At 56.5% G+C, this 25,097-nt stretch carries 19 protein-coding genes; 11 read left to right on the top strand and 8 right to left on the bottom strand.

Annotated elements, in window-relative coordinates; translation table 11 throughout:
* Nucleotides 1-57: 57 nt before the first annotated feature.
* Nucleotides 58-1,254 (top strand): lytic murein transglycosylase, encoded by a 1,197-nt coding sequence (locus AACY26_RS01705; RefSeq protein ID WP_445261251.1) that lies wholly within the window; start codon nucleotides 58-60, stop codon nucleotides 1,252-1,254.
* 125 nt (nucleotides 1,255-1,379) lie between these two features.
* On the opposite strand, the gene AACY26_RS01700 is transcribed toward AACY26_RS01705, so the two are convergent.
* On the bottom strand, nucleotides 1,380-2,339 hold the full coding sequence (locus AACY26_RS01700) for a DUF1853 family protein (protein WP_339510368.1): 960 nt from the start codon (nucleotides 2,337-2,339) through the stop codon (nucleotides 1,380-1,382).
* Between the two features lie 206 nt (nucleotides 2,340-2,545).
* Here AACY26_RS01700 and AACY26_RS01695 point away from each other — a divergent pair, with 206 nt between their 5' ends.
* From AACY26_RS01695 to AACY26_RS01650, 10 genes are all read left to right on the top strand, one after another.
* Nucleotides 2,546-3,436: an NAD(+) kinase gene (locus AACY26_RS01695; protein WP_339510366.1), complete on the top strand. Its 891-nt coding sequence runs from the start codon at nucleotides 2,546-2,548 to the stop codon at nucleotides 3,434-3,436.
* Nucleotides 3,437-4,411, top strand: coding sequence for a metallophosphoesterase (locus tag AACY26_RS01690; RefSeq protein ID WP_339510364.1), 975 nt, complete (start codon nucleotides 3,437-3,439; stop codon nucleotides 4,409-4,411).
* Nucleotides 4,408-5,274, top strand: coding sequence for a rhomboid family intramembrane serine protease (locus AACY26_RS01685; protein WP_339510362.1), 867 nt, complete (start codon nucleotides 4,408-4,410; stop codon nucleotides 5,272-5,274). Before AACY26_RS01690 ends, AACY26_RS01685 begins: the two co-directional genes overlap by 4 nt.
* Nucleotides 5,275-5,312: 38 nt before the next feature.
* Nucleotides 5,313-5,576, top strand: a complete 264-nt coding sequence (locus AACY26_RS01680; protein WP_339510360.1) for a YeaC family protein — start codon at nucleotides 5,313-5,315, stop codon at nucleotides 5,574-5,576.
* Nucleotides 5,577-5,597: 21 nt separating this feature from the next.
* Nucleotides 5,598-6,428 carry a DUF2797 domain-containing protein gene (locus tag AACY26_RS01675; RefSeq protein ID WP_339510359.1) on the top strand — a complete coding sequence of 277 codons (831 nt, stop codon included), beginning with the start codon at nucleotides 5,598-5,600 and terminating at the stop codon, nucleotides 6,426-6,428.
* A gap of 143 nt (nucleotides 6,429-6,571) precedes the next feature.
* A complete protein-coding gene (gene pepN / locus AACY26_RS01670) occupies nucleotides 6,572-9,232 on the top strand; it encodes an aminopeptidase N (RefSeq protein WP_339510358.1) in 2,661 nt (886 codons plus the stop codon).
* 574 nt (nucleotides 9,233-9,806) lie between these two features.
* Nucleotides 9,807-11,768 (top strand): DUF1302 domain-containing protein, encoded by a 1,962-nt coding sequence (locus AACY26_RS01665; RefSeq protein ID WP_339510357.1) that lies wholly within the window; start codon nucleotides 9,807-9,809, stop codon nucleotides 11,766-11,768.
* Nucleotides 11,769-11,861: 93 nt separating this feature from the next.
* Nucleotides 11,862-13,232 (top strand): DUF1329 domain-containing protein, encoded by a 1,371-nt coding sequence (locus tag AACY26_RS01660; RefSeq protein ID WP_339510355.1) that lies wholly within the window; start codon nucleotides 11,862-11,864, stop codon nucleotides 13,230-13,232.
* 224 nt (nucleotides 13,233-13,456) lie between these two features.
* A complete protein-coding gene (locus tag AACY26_RS01655; protein ID WP_445261250.1) occupies nucleotides 13,457-14,548 on the top strand; it encodes a WD40/YVTN/BNR-like repeat-containing protein in 1,092 nt (363 codons plus the stop codon).
* Nucleotides 14,549-14,566: 18 nt separating this feature from the next.
* Nucleotides 14,567-16,927, top strand: a complete 2,361-nt coding sequence (locus tag AACY26_RS01650) for an efflux RND transporter permease subunit (protein ID WP_339510353.1) — start codon at nucleotides 14,567-14,569, stop codon at nucleotides 16,925-16,927.
* Between the two features lie 126 nt (nucleotides 16,928-17,053).
* Here AACY26_RS01650 and AACY26_RS01645 read toward each other — a convergent pair whose 3' ends face one another.
* From AACY26_RS01645 to AACY26_RS01615, 7 genes are all read right to left on the bottom strand, one after another.
* Complete coding sequence (locus AACY26_RS01645) at nucleotides 17,054-17,587, bottom strand: DUF2780 domain-containing protein (protein ID WP_339510351.1); 534 nt, start codon at nucleotides 17,585-17,587, stop codon at nucleotides 17,054-17,056.
* A gap of 153 nt (nucleotides 17,588-17,740) precedes the next feature.
* Nucleotides 17,741-19,387, bottom strand: coding sequence for a BatD family protein (locus AACY26_RS01640; protein ID WP_339510349.1), 1,647 nt, complete (start codon nucleotides 19,385-19,387; stop codon nucleotides 17,741-17,743).
* Nucleotides 19,384-21,192, bottom strand: a complete 1,809-nt coding sequence (locus AACY26_RS01635) for a VWA domain-containing protein (protein ID WP_339510347.1) — start codon at nucleotides 21,190-21,192, stop codon at nucleotides 19,384-19,386. The genes AACY26_RS01640 and AACY26_RS01635 overlap by 4 nt, the downstream gene beginning before the upstream one ends.
* Entirely contained in the window at nucleotides 21,185-22,210 is a 1,026-nt protein-coding gene (locus AACY26_RS01630) for a vWA domain-containing protein (protein WP_339510345.1), read from the bottom strand. Before AACY26_RS01630 ends, AACY26_RS01635 begins: the two co-directional genes overlap by 8 nt.
* Complete coding sequence (locus AACY26_RS01625; protein WP_339510343.1) at nucleotides 22,203-22,697, bottom strand: DUF4381 domain-containing protein; 495 nt, start codon at nucleotides 22,695-22,697, stop codon at nucleotides 22,203-22,205. The genes AACY26_RS01630 and AACY26_RS01625 overlap by 8 nt, the downstream gene beginning before the upstream one ends.
* Nucleotides 22,694-23,635: a DUF58 domain-containing protein gene (locus AACY26_RS01620; protein ID WP_339510341.1), complete on the bottom strand. Its 942-nt coding sequence runs from the start codon at nucleotides 23,633-23,635 to the stop codon at nucleotides 22,694-22,696. Before AACY26_RS01620 ends, AACY26_RS01625 begins: the two co-directional genes overlap by 4 nt.
* A 4-nt stretch (nucleotides 23,636-23,639) precedes the next feature.
* Nucleotides 23,640-24,626: an AAA family ATPase gene (locus AACY26_RS01615; RefSeq protein WP_010483074.1), complete on the bottom strand. Its 987-nt coding sequence runs from the start codon at nucleotides 24,624-24,626 to the stop codon at nucleotides 23,640-23,642.
* Nucleotides 24,627-25,097 lie beyond the last annotated feature (471 nt).

Raw genomic sequence — 25,097 nt, 5'->3', positions numbered from 1 at the left:
CATTACACTGTCCGTATTTCAGGCTGTGTGGACTGTTTCAGTATCAGGGAATATGCGATGAATAAAATGATCACCCGTTTAGGTGCGGTTCTACTCGGTGTAGGCGCGTTGGCCCTGCAGGCAGAGGCGGCCTCGTTCCAGCAGTGCCTCACAGGTTTGCGCGGCAAAGCTGCAGCCAAGGGCGTCTCTGGTGCGACCTTTGACCGTTATACGCAAACGCTTGAGCCTGATATGAGCGTGCTTGAGCTGCTCGACTCACAACCTGAATTCAGCACCCCTATCTGGGATTACCTGGCTGCGCTGGTCGATCAGCAGCGTGTCGATGAAGGGCGGCAGATGCTCAAGCTGCACGCCGACACCTTGGCCAAGGTGTCGCGCACCTATGGCGTCGATCCGGCTACGGTGGTCGCGGTTTGGGGGGTTGAGAGCGATTACGGAAAAACCTTCGGCAAGCGGCCGTTGCTCACTTCGCTCGGTACATTGTCTTGTTATGGCAGGCGCCAGGCGTTCTTCCAGGGTGAGTTCTTTGCCACCCTGAAGCTGCTGCAATCCGGTGATATCCAGGCGCAAGAGCTGAAGGGTTCATGGGCGGGCGCCTTTGGTCATACCCAGTTCATGCCTTCAACCTATCAACGTATTGCCGTGGATGGCGACGGGGATGGTCGTCGCGACTTGGTAGCAAGTATCCCCGATGCACTGGCCTCAACTGCTAACTACCTGAAACGTTCAGGCTGGCGCACCGGCCAACCTTGGGGTTATGAAGTCAGGCTGCCTGCTGGTTTTAATACCTCGTCGACTGGCCGTAAAAGCAAGCGCCCGCTAAAAGACTGGGTCGCTCGTGGCGTGGTCAAGGTCGATGGCTCGGCGATCACGCCAAGCGATACCCCGGCTGGCATTTTGCTACCTGCCGGGGCAAAGGGGCCGGCATTTATTGTGATGCGCAATTTCGATGCGATCTATTCCTACAACGCGGCTGAAAGCTATGCGCTGGCCATCGCTCATTTGTCCGATCGCCTGCGTGGAGGTGACGAGATCGTTACGCCATGGCCAACGGATGACCCGGGCCTCAGCCGTGTTGAGCGCAAACAGTTGCAGGAGTTATTGCTTGCCCGTGGCTACGACATTGGCGAGGCGGATGGCTTGATTGGTACCAATACCCGCAAAGCTATTGTCGAGGAGCAAAAACGTCTGGGTTTGCAGCCCTATGATGGTCGCGCGGGTAAGAAAATCCTCAAGGCGATGCAGGCGCAATAAGGCGCGATGCAAGCACAAGCAGCCGGTTAGGCGGGTAGGTCATACTTATTCGCCTAACCGGGGCTGTCGGCTCATTTTGAACAGGGCGTGGTGGGCAAGCTTCGCGTTGTCGCACCTTACGCCTGTCAGCGGTAGGGCCTGAGTGTTTCTGGCCAGCTGTCGCTGACCAGAAACACGCGCTGTTGCTCCAGCCAATAGCCATCCGGGCTCTGTTCAAGGCGTACCAGCAATTGCGCATTGGTATGGGCCTCGAGCGTCGCGAACCAGATTTGCAGTTGCTCGTTGGGCCAATGGTCGGCGGGGCTGATTCGCGCGGGCGCCAGCCAGTCATGACGCGGCAGTATTTGCCAGCTGGCGCCTGGATATTGGGCAAGCAGTGCTGGCCAGTCGCGCTGATGCACCCAGTTGCCACGCAAATGCTCGGGGTGAGCATCTGTGGGCGGCAGACATCCGGCTGGCCATGGGTAAAACAAATAACCGGCAACCCACATCGCGGCTTGTACTGCCTGACTGTTGATTCCTTCCTGGGCCAAGGTGCTCAGCGCCTGCTCGGTTTTCGACAGGGGCAGCTGGTGTTCGGCGATATGGCTGAGTTTCAAATCCAGTCGGTCTCGGCTACCCGGGCCGAGCCAGTGGTGGTTGGCGGTGCCGCTGGCGTTTTGCTCGCCCAGATACAGCTTTATCGCCAGTTCGAGATGATGCAGGCCTTCGTCGTCACGCAGAATCAAATCCAGCTCACCCAGGGTGTGCCCTTCGCGACGAATAGGCAGGTTGGCGGCAAGAATCTCGACATCAGGCGCCGCATTCAGGGCAAATTGCCAGAGTCGCTCGTAATAGAGTCCAAGCCGGCGTACCGAACGCTCGGCAAGCCAATGGGTCAGGCTTGAGCAGTCATCGTCAAGCGTGAGTAGCCAGTCCGCCAGTTGTTGCGGCTCGTGGCTCCAGCGGCTGGCCGCCAGAGGGTGCCGCTGGCGTGTCGGGGCACGGCCCAGCAGTGGTGGGGCAAGTATGACCCATGCCAAGTCGCGCACTGCAGGTTGGCGCAGGCGCTGAGGCAGGTCAGTCAAGGATCGAAACAGATTCATGCCACGAGCATAGCGTTATTTACCCGCTTGCAAGCAAGCGCTGTATCCTTGCCAGCGGTTGTGAACGAGGCAAATGCCCCCATTTAACCAGCAGGTGGTCGTTGTAATGCCTGACCTTTCAGCCATGGCTGTCAGTGCAAGTTTGCTGCGCTTGCAGGCTTTCGACCATAATCTAACTCTTTAGCGATTCAGCCTGCGGGAGCACCATGGAGCAATTTCGGAATATCGGCATCATTGGTCGCCTCGGTAGCACGCAGGTGCTTGACACTATTCGTCGCCTCAAGAAGTTTCTGCTCGACCGCCACACCCATGTGATTCTGGAAGATTCGATTGCTGAAGTCTTGCCGGGCCATGGCTTGCAGACCTCTTCACGCAAGAATCTCGGGGAAATCTGCGATTTGGTGATTGTGGTCGGTGGCGATGGCAGCTTGCTGGGCGCTGCGCGGGCATTGGCGCGCCACAAAATCCCGGTACTTGGGGTCAACCGTGGCAGCCTGGGCTTTCTGACTGATATCCGCCCTGACGAGCTTGAAGTCAAAGTCGCCGAGGTGCTGGACGGCAATTACCTGACCGAAAACCGCTTTTTGCTCGAAACCGAAGTGCGACGTAATGCAGAGGCCATTGGTCAGGGCGATGCGCTCAACGACGTGGTCCTGCATCCGGGCAAGTCGACACGGATGATTGAGTTCGAGTTGTTTATCGACGGCCAGTTTGTTTGCAGCCAGAAAGCCGACGGCTTGATCGTCTCGACCCCGACCGGCTCGACAGCCTATGCGTTGTCTGCGGGTGGTCCGATCATGCATCCCAAGCTCGATGCAATAGTGATTGTTCCCATGTACCCGCACACCTTGTCGAGTCGCCCGATAGTGGTCGATGGCAACAGCGAGCTGAAAATCGTGGTGTCCAAAGACATGCAGATCTATCCGCAGATTTCTTGTGACGGGCAGAACCACTTCACCTGCGCGCCGGGCGATACCGTGACCATTCGCAAGAAACCGCAAAAGCTGTGCCTGATTCATCCGCTTGACCATAACTATTACGAGGTTTGCCGCACCAAGCTAGGTTGGGGCAGCCGTCTTGGTGGTGGAGGCGAGTAAATGCGCCTGGACCCTGAGCGAAGTTACGACCTGATCGGCGATATCCATGGCTGTGCGCGCACCCTTGCGCGCTTGTTGGATAAATTGGGGTATCGGCAACAAGCAGGCGTCTGGCGTCACCCGACGCGCATGGCCATCTTTCTGGGCGACCTGGTTGACCGTGGCCCGCGAATTCGCGAAGCCGTGAATCTGGTACGCGCCATGGTCGATGCTGGCGCTGCGGTGTGCATCATGGGCAACCATGAGTTTAATGCGCTGGCGTGGACGACACCGGCAAAGCCGGGCAGTGGTCGCCAGTTTGTCCGCGAACACAATGCCCGCCATGCGCGCATGATCGAGGAAACCCTGGATCAATATGCCGCCTACCCAACCGAATGGCGTGAAACCCTTGAGTGGTTTTATCAATTGCCGCTGTTTGTGGATGGCCAGCGTTTTCGCGCCGTGCATGCCTGTTGGGATGACGAGTTGATTAACCCGTTGCGCGCGCAGTTCCCGGATGGGCGAATCAACCAGGCCTTCGTCAAGGCGGCAGCCGAGCATGGCAGCTTTGCCAATACGGCTTTCAACCGCTTGCTGCGCGGTACCGATATGCGCTTGCCACACGGTATGACGCTGACCAGCGATGACGGCTTCACCCGCTCGTTCTTCCGCACCAAGTTTTGGGAAGAAAACCCGCAAACCTACGGCGACATCGTGTTCCAGCCCGATGCACTACCCGAGTTGGCGGCGCAAACGCCTTTGTCGGAAATGCAAAAGAACGAGCTGCTCAGGTATGGCGCCGACCAACCGATATTGTTTGTCGGCCACTACTGGCGCAGCGGCAAGCCTTCACCTATTCGCGCTAACCTGGCGTGCCTGGACTACAGCGCCGTGATGTACGGCCGCTTGGTCGCCTATCGCCTGGATCAGGAGCATCGTTTGGATTCGAATAAGTTTGTCTGGGTCGAGGTTGAAAAACCGGAGGCGCCGAAATGAGTCCCGTGGCGGTTTTACGCTTGCCAACACAAACCAACCTGAGCGGCTTCATTGCCTTGTTACAGCGCCTGAAGGTGCCGCATCGAGTGAGTGAGGAAGCCGGTGAACAAGTGCTGTGGGTGCCCGGCGAGTCATTGGCCGAGCAGGTGCGCGAACTCTACAGCCGGTATCCAGAGGGTAATGATGAAGCGCAGCTTGAGGTCTCGCCTGTGCCCGCTGCGGCTCGTCCCGGGTTTATTCAGCAAGCTAAAAGCAATCCCCTGACCTGCGCGGTGTTGCTTCTGACCTTTATCGTCGCGGCCATTACTCTGCTGGGTGATAATTTCTCGGCGATTCGCTGGTTGAGCTTCGTCGACTTCAAGATCCAGGGCGAGTACATCTATTTCGCCTCGGCCGAACACACCCTGCAGGGCGGCCAGTGGTGGCGCTTGATCACGCCCATGCTGATTCATTTTGGCTTTCTGCACCTGGCCATGAACAGCCTGTGGTATTGGGAATTGGGACGGCGCATTGAGTCCTACCAAGGTGCGCTGGCGTTGCTGGGGTTGACCCTGGTGTTCAGCCTGGCATCGAATGTGGCGCAATACAGCTTCTCCGGGCCGTCGCTCTTTGGTGGTTTGTCCGGCGTGCTTTACGGGTTGTTGGGGCACTGCTGGATTTACCAGCGACTTGCGCCTAATTCTGCATACCGTCTACCACCTGGCGTGCTGGTCATGATGCTGGCCTGGCTGCTGATATGCATGACAGGTGTCTTTGAGTTACTGCAATTTGGCTCCATCGCCAATGCCGCGCATGTTGGCGGGTTGGTGGCAGGTTGCCTGACTGGGTTGTGTGGTGGGTTGTGGCAGCGCGCCCGTCACTAACAGCCTGTTAAAATATTGGTTTTATGTGGAGGCGGGTTATGTCGTCGTTTTTGCAAACTATTGAAAACATCACCCCCGAAATCTATCAGAGCCTGAAATTGGCGGTAGAAATTGGCAAATGGCCAGATGGCCGCAAGCTGACTCAAGAGCAAAAAGAGTTGAGCCTGCAGGCGCTGATTGCCTGGGAAATCAAGAATCTGCCGGAAGACCAGCGCATTGGCTACATGGGCCCGCAAGAGTGCAGCTCTAAATCGGAGCCGGTGGCTAACGTGCTGTTTAAGTCTTCCGATACCCTGCACTGAATCTGAGAATGGCGGTTGTGAATGAATGAGTTGGGGCGCGGTGCGCTGAGCAAAATGTCGGCGCGGTTGGAAAGCCCGGTGCAGTATTCGTTTCGTCTGGATGATCAGTTGATTGCAGTCAATCCGCTGATCGGCAAGACCCTGCGTTTGGAGTTTTTGGGTGCGATTCACTGCAGCCACTGCGGACGCAAGACCAAAACCAGTTTTAGCCAAGGTTATTGTTATCCATGCATGCAGAAGCTTGCCCAGTGCGATGTCTGCATCATGAGCCCGGAGCGCTGCCACTATGACGCGGGCACCTGTCGTGAGCCGAGTTGGGGTGAGCAGTTCTGCATGACTGACCATGTGGTCTATCTGGCCAATTCGTCCGGGGTCAAAGTGGGGATTACCCGCGCCACACAAGTGCCGACACGCTGGATTGACCAAGGCGCAACGCAAGCGCTGCCGATCATGCGGGTGGCAACGCGTCAGCAGTCTGGGTTTGTTGAAGACCTGCTGCGCAGCCAGGTTGCTGACAAGACTAACTGGCGTGCGCTGCTCAAAGGCGATGCAGTACCAGTTGACCTGGAGGCCGTGCGCAATGAGATTCTCAGCGCCTGCGCCGAAGGCATGCAGCAGTTGCAACAACGCTTTGGTATACAGGCGATTCAGCCAGTCAATGACGTGCAAACGCTGCAAATTGGTTATCCGATTGAAGCTTATCCGCCAAAGATCACCAGCTTTAATCTGGATAAAAACCCAATCGCCGAAGGCACCTTGACCGGTATCAAGGGCCAGTATCTGTTGTTTGATACCGGCGTTATCAATATTCGCAAGTACACCGCTTATCAATTGGCGGTGAGCAGCAGCTGAGGCTGCAATCGATTCAAGCTGTGCAGGGCTGGCTGTATCAACCGAGGCTTTGGCACAATCAATTTTTTGCAAGGAATCGTCTGAAAGAGTTAGCGCAGTAGTTTTTCAGCGATTCCTAAGCAGCTCAATCAAGAGAGGCGACCATGCGCACCGAACAACCGAAGATGATCTACCTCAAAGACTACCAGGCGCCGGATTATCTGATCGATGAAACGCACCTGACCTTCGAGCTGTTTGAAGACCACAGCCTGGTCCATGCTCAACTGGTGATGCGCCGTAATCCGGCATTGAGTCCAGATCTGCCTGCCCTTGAGCTGGATGGTCAAGAGCTTGAGTTGATCTCGATTGCACTCAATGACCGCCAGTTCACGGCTGCGGACTATCAGCTGACGGATGTGTCGCTGACCTTGCAGCCCGACAGCGCCAGTTTTGTGATCGATACCACGGTCAAGATTCACCCGGAAAGCAACACCGCGCTGGAGGGCTTGTACAAGTCCAGCGGCATGTTCTGCACCCAGTGCGAGGCTGAAGGTTTCCGCAAGATCACCTATTACCTCGACCGCCCGGATGTGATGAGCAAGTTCACCACCACCCTGAGCGCGCAGCAGCATGATTATCCGGTGCTGCTGTCCAACGGCAACCCGATTGCCAGCGGCAGCGAGGAAGACGGTCGTCACTGGGCAACCTGGGAAGATCCGTTTATGAAGCCTGCGTATCTGTTCGCCCTGGTCGCCGGTGACCTGTGGTGCATCGAAGATACCTTCACCACCATGAGCCAGCGTGAAGTGGCGCTGCGCATTTATGTCGAGCCAGAAAATGTCGACAAGTGCCAGCACGCGATGGACAGCTTGAAGAAGTCGATGCGCTGGGATGAACAAACCTATGGCCGTGAGTACGACCTCGACATTTTTATGATTGTTGCGGTCAACGACTTCAACATGGGCGCCATGGAAAACAAAGGGCTCAATATCTTCAACTCCAGTGCCGTGCTGGCACGAGCTGAAACAGCAACCGACGCTGCGCACCAGCGGGTTGAAGCGATTGTCGCCCACGAATACTTCCACAACTGGTCGGGCAACCGCGTCACTTGCCGCGACTGGTTCCAGCTGTCATTAAAGGAAGGCTTCACGGTTTTCCGTGATTCGCAGTTCAGTGCCGATATGAACTCGGCCACGGTCAAGCGCATTGAAGATGTTGCCTACCTGCGCACCCATCAATTTGCCGAAGATGCAGGTCCGCTGGCGCATTCAGTGCGTCCAGACGCCTTTATTGAAATCTCCAACTTCTACACCCTGACCGTTTACGAAAAGGGGTCAGAAGTGGTGCGCATGATCCGCACGCTACTCGGTGCTGAAAACTTCCGTAAAGGCAGCGACCTGTACTTTGACCGCCACGATGGCCAGGCTGTGACCTGTGATGACTTTATCAAGGCCATGGAAGATGCCAGTGGCGTTGATCTGACTCAGTTCAAACGCTGGTACAGCCAAGCCGGTACGCCGCGTCTGGCGGTCAGCGAAAGCTACGATGCAGCCAATAAGCGTTACAGTCTGAGCTTTAAGCAAAGCTGCCCGGCAACGCCAGGCCAGAGTGAGAAGCTGCCCTTCGTCATTCCTGTCGAACTGGGTTTGTTGGATGCCCAAGGCCGGCCTTTGGCCTTGCAGCTTGAAGGGGAGCAGGGCGGTGCTGATGCGCAAAGCCGTGTGTTTGCGATTGACCAGGCCGAGCAGACGCTGACCTTTATCAATGTTGCCGAGCAGCCATTACCTTCACTGCTGCGCGGTTTCTCGGCGCCGGTGAAGCTGAGCTTCCCTTATAGTCGCGACCAACTGATGTTCCTGATGCAGCACGACAGCGATGGCTTCAACCGTTGGGAAGCAGGTCAGCAATTGTCGGTGCAGGTGCTCCAAGAGCTGATTGCCCAGCAGCAGGCGGGTGAATCGCTGGTTATGGATCAGCGTTTGATCAGTGCGTTGCGCACCGTGCTCGAAGATACAGAACTGGACCAAGCCATGGTTGCGGAAATGCTCTCGCTGCCTGGCGAGGCCTATCTGACTGAAATCAGTGAAGTGGCAGACGTAGAGGCCATTCACCATGCCCGTGAATTTGCTCGCCAGCAGCTGGCTGAAGCGCTGCATGATGCACTTTGGGCGCGCTATCAGGCCAATCGCGAGGTTTCGCGCAGCTGTGAATATATTGCCGAGGCCGAGCATTTTGCCCGCCGTAGCTTGCAGAATATCAGCCTGTCTTACTTGATGCTCAATGCGACGCCAGAGGTGCTGGCGGCCTGTCTGGGTCAGTTCGAGAACAGCGACAATATGACCGAGCAATTGACCGCGCTGGCGGTGTTGGTCAACTCGTCATTTGCTGATGAGCGGGCCAAGGTGTTGGCAAGCTTTGCCGAGCACTTCAAGGACAATGCGCTGGTTATGGATCAATGGTTCAGTGTCCAGGCGGCCAGTGGTTTGCCAGGTGGCTTGGAGCGGGTCAAGGCGCTGATGGAACACCCTGCATTTACCTTGAAAAACCCGAACAAGGTTCGTGCCCTGATCGGTGCGTTTGCTGGCCAGAACCTGATCAACTTCCACAAGGCCGATGGCAGCGGTTATCGCTTCCTGGCTGATCAGGTCATTACCCTTAATGCGCTAAATCCGCAGATTGCGTCACGCTTGCTGGCTCCGCTGACCCGCTGGCGCAAATATGCACCTGAACGTCAGGCGCAGATGAAGGCTGAGTTGGAGCGCATTGTTGCCTCCGGCGATCTGTCGAGCGATGTGTTTGAGGTAGTTAGCAAGAGCCTTGCATAAAAGCGACATATCCGCCTAAGCGCGTGGCGCTTAACAGGCCCGGTTTAGAGCAATTCTGATCGGGCCAATGCCCTGCTTGCAGGGCATTACATGAGTCAACCCTGAAGTGTTACCGGCGCAAGCTAGTAACACTTTTTTGTTACTCAAAGGAATGAAAATCCCACCCTTTAGATCCGAAGGCTAATAAAACGCCTTTGCTTGGATTTTTCCAGAGGACGCGTCTTTTTAATTGGGTGTGTCTAGATCGGTGCTTTAGTGACTATTCGGGCCAGATTGTAGGACGTGGCTTAAAAACAACGCCTTAAATCTGACGTTTTTAAGCTTGGTCATAGAGTCACGAATCGAAACAGCCACAGAAAGTGCTTTTAAATAATACGACTGTTTGAATTGGCATCATGGTTGCACTGCTCCTGAAGATTGAGCCTCGCGATGGAACTTTTCTTGAAGCGTGGGCGTGAAACCACAGGGGGGATTGTGGTTTTCCGGTTTTGCAAAAAAGGTCGTCATCAGTACGACTAAACCGCGACCTGAACAGGGCGCAATAAAAAGAATGATCTGCCAGGAGTAATTTTCGATGGGTATCAAGTCTCGCCATCCACGGGTGTGCTTTGCACCAGTGAAGGCTGGTTTTGCGTTTGCCGGAATTCTACCGCTGCTTGTGGCCGCCCAAGCCCAGGCTGTCGAATTCAGTTTTGCCGATAACGAAATCAATGGCTCCATCGACACCACCGTGTCCTACGGCCAGTTGTGGCGTGTCCAGGGCCAGGATAAGAGCAACGACGATATCAACGGCAACGACGGTAACCGTAACTTCGATACCGGTCTGGTTTCGGAAGTTTATAAAGTCACCTCGGATCTTGGTGCCACCTACAAGAACTACGGCATGTTTGTCCGTGGTAGCGCGTTCTACGACACCCAGATCATGGATAAGCGCAACGATTTCTACGACGCCAGCGGTCCTGCGCAGCCCAGCCAGAGCTTTCCCCGTGACAATAGCTTCACCTACGAGACGCGGCACAAGGCCGGTCGTGATGCGCAGATCCTCGATGCCTACGTTTATGGCGATTGGGATGTTGCCGACATGCCGGTGACCGCGCGCCTGGGCAAGCAGGTATTCAACTGGGGTGAAGCGCTGTTCTATCGTGGCGGCATCAACACCACCAACCCGGTCGACGCAGCCAAGTTCCGCTTGCCAGGCGCCGAGCTCAAAGAAGTGCTGGTGCCGGTTGAGGCGCTTAACTTCAGCGTCGGCCTGACCGACAACCTGTCGCTTGAGTCGTTCTACCAGTTCAACTGGAAAGAAACCGCGATTGACCCGGCCGGCACCTTTTACTCCGAAACCGACCTGTTCGCTGACGGTGGTAACACCGCTTACAGCACGCAGTCTGCCCTGGCGCCGGTACGCGGCCTTTATCAGCAGTTGAGCGCGGGTAACTTTGCCGGTTTGCAGGGTAATGACTACTTCGATCAAAACGGCGTGATCAAGGTGGCCAACATTGGCTCTGACATCAATGCCAGAAACGATGGTCAGTTTGGTGCAGCGCTGCGCTATATCGCCGAAGATTTCAATAGCACCGAGTTCGGTTTCTATTTCGTCAACTATCACTCGAAAGAGCCGCTGATCAATGCTGACCTGAACAGCACCTACGCTGGCCTCAATATCGACCAGTTGGCTGGCCTGGGCGGTTTTGCCAGCTACGACGATCTGCAGGCAGCGGCCGCCAGCGGTAACGCCGGGGCCGGGCAAATTCTGGGTTTGGTTAACGGTGCTGCAGCGGTCGATGTGGCCAACCAGGTTAACGCACGCCGTGAATACGTTGAAGACATCCGCATGTACGGCATGAGCTTCAATACCACGGTCGGCCTGGCTTCAGTGTTTGGTGAACTGTCTTACCGTCCAAACTTGCCGATCGGTATTTCGACCACCAACGACCTGCTCGGTGACCTGCTGACGCAAGCGGCGCCTTTGGCCGGCGGCGACAAGATTAACATCGCCGGGCAACAGGTTGGTCTGGAAGACGAGATCCACAACTATGAGCGCGTTGAAGCCTTCAATGCCTCGCTTGGGACCATCTATAACTTCGGCCCATCACTGGGTTTTGACTCGCTGTTTGGTGTGGCCGAACTGGCCTCCGAGCACCTGCGCGGCAGTGACCTGCAATACACCGCCCGTGACGGCTCGACCCGCTACTACTCCGGCCGCGGAAACAGCGCCTACATCGATGACAATGATCGTAACGACCAGGTCAATAAGAATGCCTACGGCTACACCATGGTCCTTTCAGGCACCTGGAACGATGTCTATGCGGGTGTGAACCTGTCGCCTTATGCGGTTTACCGCGAGGACTTCGAAGGTAACTCCTACCAGACCGGCAACTTTATCGAAGGTCGCAAGGCTTACACCTTGGGCGTCAAGGCCAACTACCTGAACAGCCTGGAAGCGGAGCTTGCCTACACCGAGTTCTACGGTGCCGGAGGCAACAACTCCTCGCGCGACCGCGACAACATTGGCCTCAACGTCAAGTACTCATTCTGATAGCCGAGCCAGTTGCCGTGCGTAGCAGCATGGCAACTGTGGCTCCAAAGACAACTGAACTGGGCGCCAGCGGGCGCTCGGAGGAGAAATAGGATGCTGAACAAGCACAGATTGATCGGTACCGCGATTGCACTGGTGTTATTCACCGGTAACACGCTGGCGGCCGTTTCAGCCGAGGACGCAGCAAAGCTGGGCACCAGCCTGACCCCTTTTGGCGCTGAAAAAGCCGGCAACGCCGCCGGAACCATTCCAGCCTGGACCGGCGGCATCACCAAGGTGCCGGCTGACTACAAGGCGCCGGGCCAGCATCATCCTGACCCATTCGCGTCCGACAAGCCGCTGTTCACTATTACCAAGGCCAACCTGGACCAGTACAAGGCTAACCTGACGCCAGGCCAAATTGCCTTGTTCGACACCTATCCAGACAGCTATCAGATGCCGGTTTACCAGACGCGTCGTTCGGGGTCTGCGCCGCAGTGGGTGTATGACAACACGCGCAAGAACGCGACTACGGCCAAGCTGCTCGATGGCGGCAATGGTTTCGCCGATGCTTATGGCGGTATTCCGTTTCCGATCCCGCAGAACGGTGTCGAGGCGTTGTGGAACCACATCGCCCGCTATCGCGGCACCTATATCGTGCGTCGCGCTTCGGAAGTAGCGGTGCAGCGTAACGGTAGCTACTCGCTGGTCACCTCGCAGCAGGAAGCCTTGTTCAAGTATTACGACCCGAAAGGCTCGTTCGCTGACCTGAACAACATCATGTTCTATTACCTGTCCTTCACCAAAAGCCCGGCGCGCCTGGCCGGTGGTGCGGTGTTGGTCCACGAGACCCTCGACCAAGTCAAGGAGCAGCGTCAGGCCTGGGGCTACAACGCCGGCCAGCGCCGCGTGCGCCGTGCACCAAACCTGGCTTACGACACGCCAATTGCCGCGGCTGACGGCCTGCGAACCGCTGATGACACCGATATGTTCAACGGTGCGCCTGATCGCTACGACTGGAAGTTGCTGGGTAAAAAGGAAATCTACATTCCTTACAACAACTATAAAGTCACCAGCCCAGACGTGAAATACGATGACCTGCTCAAAGAAGGGCATCTCAACCCGGTTTACACACGCAACGAATTGCACCGTGTATGGGTGGTTGAGGGCACGCTCAAGAGCAGCGCACGGCACATCTACTCCAAGCGTACCCTGTACCTTGATGAAGATAGCTGGCAGGCAGCGGTGGTTGATCAATACGACGGCCGTGGCGAGTTGTGGCGCGTATCGATTGCCTACCTGAAGAACTATTACGAGCTGCCGACAACCTGGTCTGCGCTGGATGTGTTCCACGACCTGCAAGCGCGTCGTTACTACGTGCAGAACCTGGACAACGAAGAATCGAGCACTATCGACTTCAGCCAGCCAACGCCGGACGATGGCTATTTCAAACCAGCGGCCTTGCGCCGTCGTGGTACACGTTGATTCACGTGTAGTCTTGCCCAAAAGCCGCTACAGTCGTAGCGGCTTTTGTGTATTAGTGAAACCTATAGAGCGTCAATCACGCAGGTTTGCTTTAACAAAACATAACGTCGTGCTCATTGTCAGGGCCTTCTAAAGCTAAGTAGCATAGGCAAACTGCTAAGAAACCTAGGTTTGCCGAGGTTCCTTAAATCGCAGGAACTATAAAAATAAAAGGGGGAAGGTTTATGAGTGAGCCCGTAATGCGGCGCACCTTGTCCGGTGGTGTTGCGAGGTCTAGTCGCACGCCGGTGTCGCGCATCTATTCGCCGCTGGGCAAAGCGCTCTCGCTGTGCAGTGTGCTGTCAATCCTAGCGTTTACCGTTGCGCCACTTACTGTGCAGGCCGCCGAGCCCGCCAGCCTCTATTCCATTGTGTCTGAGCAAGCACAAAGCTCGTTGTTGCTGGATATCACCGTCGCTGGCAAGCGTCTGGTTGCCGTTGGCGATCGCGGCCATATCCTGTATTCCGATGATAATGGTTCCACCTGGACCCAGAGCAAAGTCCCCACGCGCCAGTTACTCACCTCTGTGTATTTTGTCGACGACAAGCACGGCTGGGCTGTTGGTCATGATGCGCAAATCCTGGCAACCACCGATGCTGGCCAGACTTGGGTCAAGCAGTTCGAGGACCTCTCACGCGAGGCTCCGTTGCTGGATATCTGGTTCAAGGATGATGCCAAGACCGGTTTTGCAGTCGGCGCCTATGGTGCTTTGCTGGCCACGACCGATGGCGGCGCCAACTGGGAAGATGTCAGCGATCGGATGAACAACGAGGATGGCTATCACCTCAACTCGATCACCGCAGTCAAAGACTCTGGCTTGTTCGTGGTTGGCGAGCTGGGCGTGATGTTTCGTTCGGCTGACTGGGGCCAGACCTGGGAAAACGTAGAAAGTCCTTACGACGGTTCACTGTTCGGTGCGGTAGCGACTAAAGAACCCGCCACCTTGCTGGCGTACGGTCTGCGTGGTCACTTGTTCCGCAGCAGCGATTTTGGTGATTCCTGGCAACAAATCGAGATCAATACCCCCAATAACGGCCCATTGGAGTTCGGTCTGGCTGACGGCGAGTTACTGGCTGATGGCTCGATTGTGGTGGTTGGGCATGGCGGTACTGTGCTGAAAAGCACGGATGATGGCCGCAGTTTCAGTTTAGTAAATCGCGCTGATCGGGTTTCTCTGAGCAGTGCTGCAACTACGGATAACGGCAAGCTGATTCTGGTCGGGCAGGGCGGTGTACACGTCGCTTCGCCAACAGGCGCCGATCTGGGCCAACAATAATAAGCCGGGAGTGTTTGCATGAGTAAGCATCAACAAAAACCTGCGTCTTTTCTCGAGCGGTTGATTTTCAATAACCGTCCAGCCGTTATCGTGCTGTGCGTGTTGATCAGTGCCTTTTTGTTTTACCAAGCTGCGCAGGTTCGCCCGCAAACCAGCTTTGAAAAAATGATTCCACTGGGTCACCCCTACATCCAGAAGATGCTTGAGCACCGTAACGACCTTGCCAACCTGGGCAACACAGTGCGGATCTCGGTTGAAGCGGTTGAGGGTGACATCTTCAGCAAAGAGTACATGGAGACCCTGCGCCAGATTAATGACGAGGTGTTCTACATTCCTGGCGTTGACCGCTCAGGCCTTAAGTCACTCTGGAGTCCAAGCGTGCGCTGGACCGAAGTGACCGAGCAAGGCTTTAGTGGCGGTGAAGTGATTCCGCAGACCTATGACGGCTCGCCAGAAAGCCTTGAGGATTTGCGCGATAACGTGCTCAAGTCAGGCCAGATCGGTCGCCTGGTGGGTAACAACTTCAAGTCGAGCATCATCGATGTTCCATTGCTTGAGGCGTATCCAGATCCTAAGGACCAAGGCAAATTGGTGCCGCTGGACTACCAGAAGTTCTCTCACGAGCTTGAAGAAAAGATCCGCGAGAAGTACCAGGCACAAAACCCTAATGTGAAAATCCACATTATCGGTTTTGCCAAGAAAGTTGGTGACTTGATTGATGGCCTGCTGGGTGTGGCGTTGTTCTTTGCCGTGGCAATCGGCATTACCTTTGTCTTGTTGCTGTGGTTTACCCGTTGCTTCAAAAGCACCCTGGCGGTGGTATGTACCACGCTGATCGCAGTGATCTGGCAGCTCGGTTTGCTGAAAACCCTCGGGTTCGGGCTTGATCCGTACTCGATGCTGGTACCTTTCTTGGTCTTCGCCATCGGTATTTCCCATGGCGTGCAGAAGATCAATGGCATTGCGATTGCGTCGGGCGAGGCCACTGACTCGCTGTCGGCAGCGCGCATGGCTTTCCGCCAGCTGTTTATTCCGGGTCTGGTGGCCTTGCTGTCTGATGCGGTGGGTTTCGTTACCTTGCTGCTGATTGATATCGGGGTGATTCGCGAGCTGGCCATCGGCGCATCCATGGGTGTTGCGGTGATCATCCTGACCAACCTGATCTTGTTGCCGGTGATGATCTCGTACATCGGTATCAGCAAGAAGGCAGTCAAGATCAGCCGCGAAGATGCGGTGCGTGACCATCCGTTCTGGCGCTTGATTTCCAATTTCGCTCACCCGGTGGTGGCGCCTATTTCGGTGGTGATTGCCATTGTCGCGCTGGCGGGTGGTGTCTGGTATGGCCAGAACCTGAAGATCGGTGACCTTGACCAGGGCGCGCCGGAGTTGCGTCCCGATTCACGCTACAACCTGGACAACGACTTCGTTATTCGCAACTACTCAACCAGCTCCGATGTACTGGTGATCATGGTCAAAACCGCGGCCGAAGGCTGCTCGACCTACCAGACGCTTTCGGCGATGGATCAGTTGTCCTGGACCATGGAGAACACGCCGGGCGTGCAGTCGGCGATCTCGATGGTCACTGTCTCGCGTCAAGTCATCAAGGGCATGAACGAAGGGAGCTTGAAATGGGAAACCCTGTCGCGTAACCAGGACGTACTGAATAACTCGATCGCCCGTGCCGATGGCCTGTACAACGCGGACTGCTCGGTGGCGCCGTTGTTGATATTCCTTAATGACCACAAGGCTGAAACCCTTAATCGCGTGGTCGCCGAAGCTGAAAGTTTCATCAAGGAAAACAACAAGGAAGGTCTTGAGTTTATCCTCGCGGCGGGTAACGCCGGTATTGAAGCTGCAACCAACGAAGTCATTGATCAGTCCGAAACCACCATGCTGCTTGCGGTTTATGCTGCAGTTGGCCTGATGTGCCTGATTACCTTCCGTTCGATTGCCGCGACACTCTGCGTAATGCTGCCGCTGGTGCTGACTTCGGTGCTGGGTAATGCATTGATGGCTTACATGGGGATCGGGGTGAAAGTTGCGACCTTGCCGGTAATCGCCTTGGGCGTGGGCATTGGTGTCGACTACGGCATCTATATTTACAGTCGATTGGAGACTTACCTGCGTCAAGGTTTGTCCCTGCAGGAGGCGTATTTCGAGACGCTCAAGTCGACAGGTAAAGCCGTGCTCTTCACTGGCGTGTGTCTGGCCATTGGCGTTGCGACCTGGATCTTCTCGGCGATCAAGTTCCAAGCGGACATGGGCCTGATGCTGACCTTCATGTTCCTGTGGAATATGTTCGGCGCCATCTGGTTGTTGCCAGCCCTGGCTCGCTTCCTGATCAATCCAGAGAAGCTGCGTAACAAGGCTAACGCCTGATACACCCCATGCACGCTGCTGGATAAGCAGCGTTGCAGGTACAAAAAAACCGCGACCATTTAGGTCGCGGTTTTTTTATTGTCGCTGATTGGCTTCAGCTTACTCGTTCAGATGAGAGCCGCGGAATTAAGCGCCCCAAAGGCTGGTCAACGATGTCATCAAGGGTTCGCTCAGGCCTTGCTTGCCCAGGTAGTCGAGTAGTGTGGGGGCGAACTTGTTCAGGGTTTCTGCATTCATGCCCAGGTTGTTGAAGGCGCTGGTGACATCACCCATGTCCTTGGTGTTGTTCAGCAGCGAAGTGATGCTGGTGGACTCAGAGCCTGAACCCTTGCCCAGCAATGAGCTGGCCTGGTCAAGCAGTTCGCTGTTTTGGGTCAGTTGCTCAAGGCCCGGTACAGACTTGGTCAGCTCTGAGAACTGGCTGGGTTCAAGGTTGTTTTTTGCCAAGCCCAGCAGTGCCGCGGTACCGCCTGTGGCTTGGGGCTGGGTCACTCCAAGTTGGCTGGACAGGGCCTTGAGCATTTGTCCTGTTTCGCCTGTCGCTTGAGAGTTTCCAGTCATGCTGGACACGCTGTTGACAGCATCACCGAGGTTGAATGCAAACACCGGGGTGGCTGCAAGTGTCAGGCTGAGCAGTAATACTTTGGAAGGTTTTAACATGGGGATCGTTCCTCTAATGATTGACATACCATGGTTTGGACTGCGGACAGGCCAGGGGCATTTCCAGGAAACCCCTGACGGTAACAGTGTTGCTATGAATAGACTCGTGTTACCCAGGCAGGTTCCTGGCCGGTCTTGCATGAGCGGTTTTTACTAGCGCGGGTAAAGCGCAGGCAAGGCACTGGTGTCGGCGTTGTTGGCCACCTCGCCTGGAGCGAGAGGCGGCAATGAGCGCACCGCCTGCCACAAGGCCTCCCCCTGCCAGTGCTGGGCCGTTTCGCTGTAAAGCGCGCCATTGAGGCTGTGCAGTTCATCAGACAGGGGCTCGTATCGCGCTGCCATTTCGGCCAGTGTTTCTGGCTGCTGACGCGCCCAGGCATCGAGCGCGGCGCGGCTAGCCTGGGTGTCGTTAGCCAGGCAGGCGCGCTTGATGTCATCAAGCAGCGTGCGTGGGCTTGGTCCGGTTGGAGTCACACGGGTAATTGCAGGCTGATGACGTGCATACCACCACAGGGCAAAGCCGATCAAGGTGGTCAGGCTCAATATGAAGCATGCCAGTTGCCACGGCCAAATGGCTTGCCCGGTTTGAGTCGTTGCGGGTAGGGCTGCAGCCGGTACCGGGTCGGTGCTGATCTCGCTGTTGGCTGCAATCTCAAGTGTGTGTCCAGGCACGCTGGTGCGTTCGAGTTGATCTTTATCGGTGTTCCACCACACCACTTCAACCGGTGCCAGTTCAACTTTGCCAGCCTGATTGGCGACCAGGGCCTCACGCTCCTCGCGGCTGCCGATGATGCCCTGTTCACTGGTTTCATTGCTCAACTGGGGTTTGTCTGGGTAACGTTTCAGACCCTTGGATTGAGTTTGCGGCAGGGCTGGAAGCTGTGCGCTGGACAAGCCCTCGGCTTTGAGCATTAAAGTGCGGGTCAATGAGTCTCCGACCTTGGCCTTGTCTGGTTCCGGAGACCAGGACTCAGCCAAACTCAGCGCGCTGGCGGGCAACCAGGGGGCATCGCTTGGGTAGCTGGCCGGCTTGGCTTTGACCGTCAGCGGGATAACCGATGATTTAACCCGGGCAACTTTGCCTGGGCGAGGACCAAAAGGGTTGAAATCATTGGGGTTTGCGCGACCAACAGTGGTGGCGGTGAACGTTTGTGCAGGGATGTTCAGGGTGCCGCTTTTTTGAGGAAAAATGGCGTAGCGCAGTTCAATCACACCGTGGCGCACCCCATTGATTTGCTTTTCGTAGGTGCGTGGTTTGCCCAGAGGCTCGACCCGTGCATCGGCAATTTCCAGCGGCGTCAGGCTGCTGTCATCGTAAAGTGAAACCGAGTGATAGATGCGCAGGGTGAGAATTGCCTGGGCCTGGACGTAGACGCTTTCTTTATCAACGCTGGCGTCGATGAATACCGGCGCCATTTTACCCTTCTGATTGCTTGTGGAGGCTTCGAGTACGTGCAGCGTGATCGGCTCGGTGGTTTTGTCGCCAAGACTGATAGGTGGGATGACCACATAGCCACTGTGCTTGGGCGAAATGGTCACAATCCAGCGAGTGGTGGCGTGTGAAGCACCATCGACGCTGGTCAGGCGGTTGACCTGGCGCGTGCCGTATACATCGAATAACTCATTGAGCGGACTTAGGTCCGGCTTGCCGAACAAGGTTGTGTCATCAGACTCCAGTGTCAGTTCAACCATTTCTCCACTGTCGATCTGGCTGCGGTCTACGCTAGCAGTAAAGTTCTCGCCAGCTTGCGCCGTGAAGGCGAGCAGGCAGAGGAGAAAAGTGCAAAACAGGCGTTTCATCGTTGGGTTTCCTGACGCTGTTGCTGTTCGTACCAAAATTTGCGGCGCAGCAATTCGCCCGGGTCATCGGGGATCTGTCGCAACCACTGTTCCATTGCCTGGCGACGCTCGGCGTCGATTGGGCTGGTTGATTCACCCGCGACCTTGGCTTTAGCTTGCTTGTCTGCCGCGCTTGCCTGTGCGCCTTGCTGCTTTTTGTCCTGCTCGCCGGGGGCTTGAGTTTTGTCAGCACCTTGCTGTTTGGCGGGGTCGGAAGGCTGATCAGACTTGGATTTTGAGTCTTGCTGCGATGAGTCCTTGGCTTGCTGGCCGGGATTTTGCGAATTACCAGTTTGCTGGTCCTGGTTTTGGCCCTGTTGTTGCTGTTTATCCTGATCCTGCTGATCCTGCTGGTTGTTTTGGTCTTGTTGGTCTTGTTGGTCTTGTTGCTGCTTTTGCTTGAGCATTTGCTCGATCAGGGCTTTGTTTTTCTGCGCTTGGGTTAAGTCCGGCTGCAATTCAAGCGCCTGGTTATAGGCTTCGATTGCGGCTTCCAGCTCATTGCTCCGGGCTAACGCATTGCCTCGGTTGTAGTGGGCGGCAGCGCTGTCACTGGTGGCAAAGCGCTCTGCTGCGCCAGGGTAGTTACCTGCTTGGTAGAGTGCCTGCGCTTGCCACTGCGGATCAGTGAAGTGCTTGGCCGCTTCTTCTGGCTGGTTCTGTTGCAGCAGTTTCTGGCCCTGTTGGTCTGGACGAAGCCACAAGTCGTCGAAAGAAAAGGCGTAGCTAGGTTGCGGCATGCACAGCAGCAACAATGGCAGGCACATCAGCCAGCCGCGCCGCCCCGCAAAAGCAGCCAGCAGTAGCAGAGGTAATAACAACCAGTGTCCTTGGTCTGCCCAGGCTTGCAAGCGACTCTGTTGGCCGTTGTCGCGCATCTGGCTGGGGCCGTCGAGCAAACCAAGGCGCTCAATGTCGTTATCGCTGATGGTGCTGCGTTGGTAGCCTGCGCCAAGCCGTTGCGCGAATTGGCTAAGGCCCTGGCTATCGAGGCGCGGAATCAGAATTGCGCCCTTGGCATCCTTGAGGAAACTGCCGTCTTCCTGGGTAATAGGCGCACCTTGCTTGGTGCCAACGGCCAGGATGCTCAAGTGGCTGGCAGAGCCACGCATGGCGCTGGCGATGCCGTCTTGTTCCTGGCTACTCAAGCCGCTGGTGATCAGCAGCAGGCGGCCATGGCCTTGGCCACCTTGCTTGAGCAAGTCGAGCGCCTTGCCTATTGCCAAGTCAGCGCGGTGGCCTGGCTCTGGCATGATCGAGGGTTTGAGGGCTTCGAGCAGGTTGCGCGAAGTGGCCAGATCATCAGACAGCGGCACCACTGTATGGGCGCTGCCGGCATAGACCACAATGGCTGATTGCGCATCGCGGCGCGCTTCGAGCAGGTCGATGATCTTGCGTTTGGCGTGCTCGAGCCGGTCCGGGGACAGGTCGGCGGCGAGCATCTGGGGCGACAGTTCAAGCATCACAACCAGCGGGTCAGCAGGCTTGAGCGTATTTTGTTCAATCTGTTGCCAGCTTGGCCCGATCAAGGCGACCAATGCCAATAGCCATGCGCAGGCGAGCAATAACCAGGGCAACCGGCTACGACGACCATCGCCGCCGCTGAGCAGTGCAGCGTGGAAGGCTGGAGGGAGTATCTTTTGCCAGCTCCCGGCGTGTTTTTCACGGCGCCACAGTAACCACAATAATGCACACAGCAGCGGCAGCAGCACCAGCCAGTAAGGTCGCAGCCAGTGCGGCCAGGCTTGATCCAATAACTCAATCATTGCGGCCTCGCAGAAGCGTCTGGCTCATGGCCTGCTGGATTTGTGGCCAGACTTCGCTAATCACCAACAACAGGCTCAAGAGCATGGCAACGCCGAGCGGCCAGGCATAAAGCGCTTTAGCGGGTCGAGCCAAGGTTGGCTTTTGTTCCACCGGCTCCAGTTTGTCGAGCGTGGTTTCAATGGCTTGCAACTCGTCACTGTCGCGGGCGCGAAAGTATTCGCCGCCGGTAAGGTCGGCGATGCCTTGCAGGGTGGGTTCATCCAGGTCCAGGCCAGGGTTCAGGCCAAACATGCCCATGATTCCGTTTTGTTGCGGGTCCGCACCTATGCCGATGGTGTAGATGGTCACGCCAGAGTCGGCAGCCAGGCGCGCAGCCTGCATTGGTTCGATTTCACCACCGGTGTTCGCGCCGTCGGTGACCAGCACCAATACCCGGCTGGTTGCCGGTCGTTCGCGCAAACGCTTCACTGCCAGGCCGATGGCGTCGCCGATGGCTGTGTTTTTGCCAGCGATGCCAATGACTGCCTCATCGAGCCAGGTGTGTACGGTTTGTCGGTCGAATGTGAGCGGTGCTTGCAGGTAGGCCTGGCTGCCAAACAGGATCAAGCCCACGCGGTCTCCGACTCGCCCTTGAATAAACTCGCCCATCAAATGTTTGACCAGCGTCAGGCGGCTGACATCGTTGCCGTCCATCTGCATGTCGGCGTATTCCATGGAGCCGGAAATATCCACGGCCACCAACAGGTCTCGACCACTGGCGGGCAAGGGCAGCGGCTCACCCACCCATTCGGGGCGTGCTGCTGCGCAAAGCAGGCAAATCCAGAGCAGGGCGAAGGGGGCTTGGCGTCGCCACTTGGATAAATTGGCTCGCGCCTTGCGGCCGCTAAGGCCTTCAAGTTCGCTCAGGTAGCTGATGTTCAGCGCCGCTTCGCCGCTGTCGGCAACCGGTAATACCATGCGTAGCAGCCAGGGCAAGGGCGCCAGCAGGAAAATCCAGGCCCAGGTGAATTCAAACATGTTTGCGAATCCAGATATCAACGGCGCTGTTGAGGCCTTCAATCGCCTTGTCGTCAAGTATGCAATTGGGTTTGTAATTGCCCTCGACCAGCACCATCCAGCGCGTGAGCCCTGCGGCCGGGCAGCGGTTGTCGAGAAATGCCAGCCACTCACGACCGCTAAGCACATGGCTGTTGCTGTCGGGATAACGGTGTCGGCACAAGCGTTTGAGCACGCCGTTCAGCTGCTGCAACCAAGGCCCGGCAGCCACCCCGTAATAGGGTTTTTGCAGTTGATTGAGTTCGGTTAGCGCGGCGAGGCGAACGGGGTCCAGGGATGAATCCGTGCGTTTCTTTTTAAGTCTGGGCGTCCGACGTCTATAGGCGCGTATGGCCCAGGTCAACGCCGCCAGAGCGAGCAATAGTAGCAGCCACCAACCCGGCGCTGGAGGCCACCAACTGACTGCTTGCGGTGCGATCAAGGGTTCGAGTTGGTCGAGGGGGTTCATGGCTGCTTCCTGCTACGCTGGCCGTTCAGGTGGTCGCGCAGTTGATCAACCATTTCACGCTCTGTGGTCAGTGGCAACAAGGGCACGCCGAGCTTCAGTGAAAGCCGTTGCCAGCGCGCTGCACGGGATTCCCCCTGGGCTTGGTAAGCCTTGCGCAGCTCCTTGTTATGGCTGTCCAGTTCTAGCTGGGCAGCCTGTTGGGCGAAGCGCAGCCGGCCGGCTTCAGGCAACTGTTGATCGAGTGGATCGGAGATCGGCAGCAACAGGATTTCAGAGTGACGGGCAAGCAGGCTAAGCTGCTGTTCGCTGGCGTCATTCAATGTGCGTTCATCGCAAATCACCACGACCAGGCTTCCTGGTCGCAGCACTTCGCGGGCGCGGCGCAAGGCGAGGCCAAAGGCGTCGCGGGTGTTTTGTATGTCGCCAGGCAAGGCTTGATTGGCCCGGGCCAGACGACTGAGTAATTGCAGCAGACTTTGCTTGCTACGCCGTGGTTTGACTTCGTGGTGCTCGTTGTTGCCAAACACCAAGCCACCCACGCGATCGTTGTGATCCAGTGCTGCCCAACCAATCAAGCTGGCCACCTGCGCAGCCAAGACCGACTTGAACATCAGCCTGGAGCTGAAGAACAAGCGCTGACTTTGCTCGACCAGAATATAGATGGGGCGCTCACGCTCTTCATGGAACAGTTTGGTGTGGGGTTCCTGCGTGCGGGCTGTCACTCGCCAGTCAATGGTGCGTACATCATCGCCAGCCTGGTAGATACGGACTTGATCGAAATCGACGCCGCGCCCGCGCAACTTGGAGTGGTGCAGGCCAATTAGCGGGCTGCGCCTGGAGGGTGAAGAGAACAGCTGTACTTCACGCACACGATGGCGCATCTCGATCAGTTCCGCGAGATTAACGCGGATTCCAGGCTGGCTAGGGAGTGCGTGCATAGTCTCAGGCAACTGCTACTACGTCGAGAATGCGCTGGATAACGCGATCCTGGTCGATACCCGCCGCCTCTGCCTCAAACGACAAAATGATGCGGTGACGCAGTACGTCAAACAGCACGGCTTGCACATCTTCCGGGCTGACAAAGTCACGGCCAGCAAGCCAGGCGTGGGCACGGGCGCAGCGATCCAGCGAGATAGTGCCCCGAGGGCTGGCACCGTAGGCGATCCATTCGGCCAGCTCCGCATCGAACTTGGCCGGGGTGCGCGAGGCCATGACCAGCTGCACAAGATATTCCTCTACCGCTTCAGCCATATACAGGCCGAGAATCTCGGTGCGTGCGGCAAAAATGGCTTGCTGACTGACCCGATGTTCAGGCTTGGCCTCGCCGTTAAGTGCTTCGCCACGGGCCTGCTGGAGAATCTTGCGCTCAACCACTGCATCCGGGAAGCCAATTTTTACGTGCATCAAGAAACGATCAAGCTGGGCCTCGGGCAGCGGGTATGTGCCTTCCTGCTCGATTGGGTTCTGCGTGGCCATGACCAAGAACAGCGGTGACAGGTCATAGGTGCTGCGGCCAACACTGACCTGGCGTTCAGCCATTGCCTCTAGCAAGGCCGACTGGACCTTGGCCGGCGCACGGTTAATTTCATCAGCCAGTACCAGATTGTGGAAGATCGGCCCTTGCTGGAACACAAAGCTGCCGGTTTCCGGGCGGTAGATTTCGGTGCCGGTGATGTCGGCCGGGAGTAGGTCCGGGGTGAACTGTATCCGGTGAAATTCCGCCTCGATGCCTTCGGCAAGCTCTTTGATCGCCTTGGTCTTGGCCAGACCTGGCGCGCCCTCAACCAGCATGTGGCCATCGGCGAGAAGGGCTATCAGCAGTCGCTCGACGAGTTTTTCCTGGCCGAGGATCTGGCTTGAAAGAAAGTGGCGTAATTCATTCAGTGCAGCCCGGTGATCCGGGCCTTTCGCGGTTTCTGTGTTTTCCAAAATACCAATCCTGTACCAATCGAGGTGTTACAGCTTGTTCAACGCACCGCAGGTAAAACTATTGGGTTTAGGCCGCTACCAGTGCGCGCCGCTCTGCACTCGCAACAATAGCCACATAATCGCATAACAGTGTCAGGCCATAGCGGCTGATTTTGAGCGATTCAAGCGCTTACCGGAAGTAAGTTTTGCCTATGCAGTGCATATGGTGGCGCCGAGCGATAAAAACCAGGGGTGGCCGCAAAAACATTGTCCTCATCAAGCGCAGTCGCTTGGCCAATGCCGGACCGCAAAGTTTTACGCTCTGCCTAAGCATGGGTGTAGTGACATTTCGCCGCATTCCCAGGCGGGAGCCACGTGCTTGATGTCAAAGTCCAGAGCAAAAATAGGCAAGGCCGATCCTAGTGCAGTGCTTGTGAACGTTGTGTCAACGTGCCGCAGATACTAGGCAGGGACGTTGATGTCCGCTGTATG

It is taken from the genome of Pseudomonas sp. RL_15y_Pfl2_60, from assembly GCF_963970595.1.
GTDB lineage: Bacteria > Pseudomonadota > Gammaproteobacteria > Pseudomonadales > Pseudomonadaceae > Aquipseudomonas.
Note: the sequence above shows the minus strand (reverse complement) of the source record. Positions and strands in the feature narration are given on the sequence as shown.

Coding starts and splice junctions, on each gene's coding strand:
- AACY26_RS01705 (WP_445261251.1), top strand. CDS start 58: ATGAATAAAATGATCACCCGTTTAGGTGCGGTTCTACTCGGTGTAGGC.
- AACY26_RS01700 (WP_339510368.1), bottom strand. CDS start 2,339: ATGAATCTGTTTCGATCCTTGACTGACCTGCCTCAGCGCCTGCGCCAA.
- AACY26_RS01695 (WP_339510366.1), top strand. CDS start 2,546: ATGGAGCAATTTCGGAATATCGGCATCATTGGTCGCCTCGGTAGCACG.
- AACY26_RS01690 (WP_339510364.1), top strand. CDS start 3,437: ATGCGCCTGGACCCTGAGCGAAGTTACGACCTGATCGGCGATATCCAT.
- AACY26_RS01685 (WP_339510362.1), top strand. CDS start 4,408: ATGAGTCCCGTGGCGGTTTTACGCTTGCCAACACAAACCAACCTGAGC.
- AACY26_RS01680 (WP_339510360.1), top strand. CDS start 5,313: ATGTCGTCGTTTTTGCAAACTATTGAAAACATCACCCCCGAAATCTAT.
- AACY26_RS01675 (WP_339510359.1), top strand. CDS start 5,598: ATGAATGAGTTGGGGCGCGGTGCGCTGAGCAAAATGTCGGCGCGGTTG.
- pepN (WP_339510358.1), top strand. CDS start 6,572: ATGCGCACCGAACAACCGAAGATGATCTACCTCAAAGACTACCAGGCG.
- AACY26_RS01665 (WP_339510357.1), top strand. CDS start 9,807: ATGGGTATCAAGTCTCGCCATCCACGGGTGTGCTTTGCACCAGTGAAG.
- AACY26_RS01660 (WP_339510355.1), top strand. CDS start 11,862: ATGCTGAACAAGCACAGATTGATCGGTACCGCGATTGCACTGGTGTTA.
- AACY26_RS01655 (WP_445261250.1), top strand. CDS start 13,457: ATGAGTGAGCCCGTAATGCGGCGCACCTTGTCCGGTGGTGTTGCGAGG.
- AACY26_RS01650 (WP_339510353.1), top strand. CDS start 14,567: ATGAGTAAGCATCAACAAAAACCTGCGTCTTTTCTCGAGCGGTTGATT.
- AACY26_RS01645 (WP_339510351.1), bottom strand. CDS start 17,587: ATGTTAAAACCTTCCAAAGTATTACTGCTCAGCCTGACACTTGCAGCC.
- AACY26_RS01640 (WP_339510349.1), bottom strand. CDS start 19,387: ATGAAACGCCTGTTTTGCACTTTTCTCCTCTGCCTGCTCGCCTTCACG.
- AACY26_RS01635 (WP_339510347.1), bottom strand. CDS start 21,192: ATGATTGAGTTATTGGATCAAGCCTGGCCGCACTGGCTGCGACCTTAC.
- AACY26_RS01630 (WP_339510345.1), bottom strand. CDS start 22,210: ATGTTTGAATTCACCTGGGCCTGGATTTTCCTGCTGGCGCCCTTGCCC.
- AACY26_RS01625 (WP_339510343.1), bottom strand. CDS start 22,697: ATGAACCCCCTCGACCAACTCGAACCCTTGATCGCACCGCAAGCAGTC.
- AACY26_RS01620 (WP_339510341.1), bottom strand. CDS start 23,635: ATGCACGCACTCCCTAGCCAGCCTGGAATCCGCGTTAATCTCGCGGAA.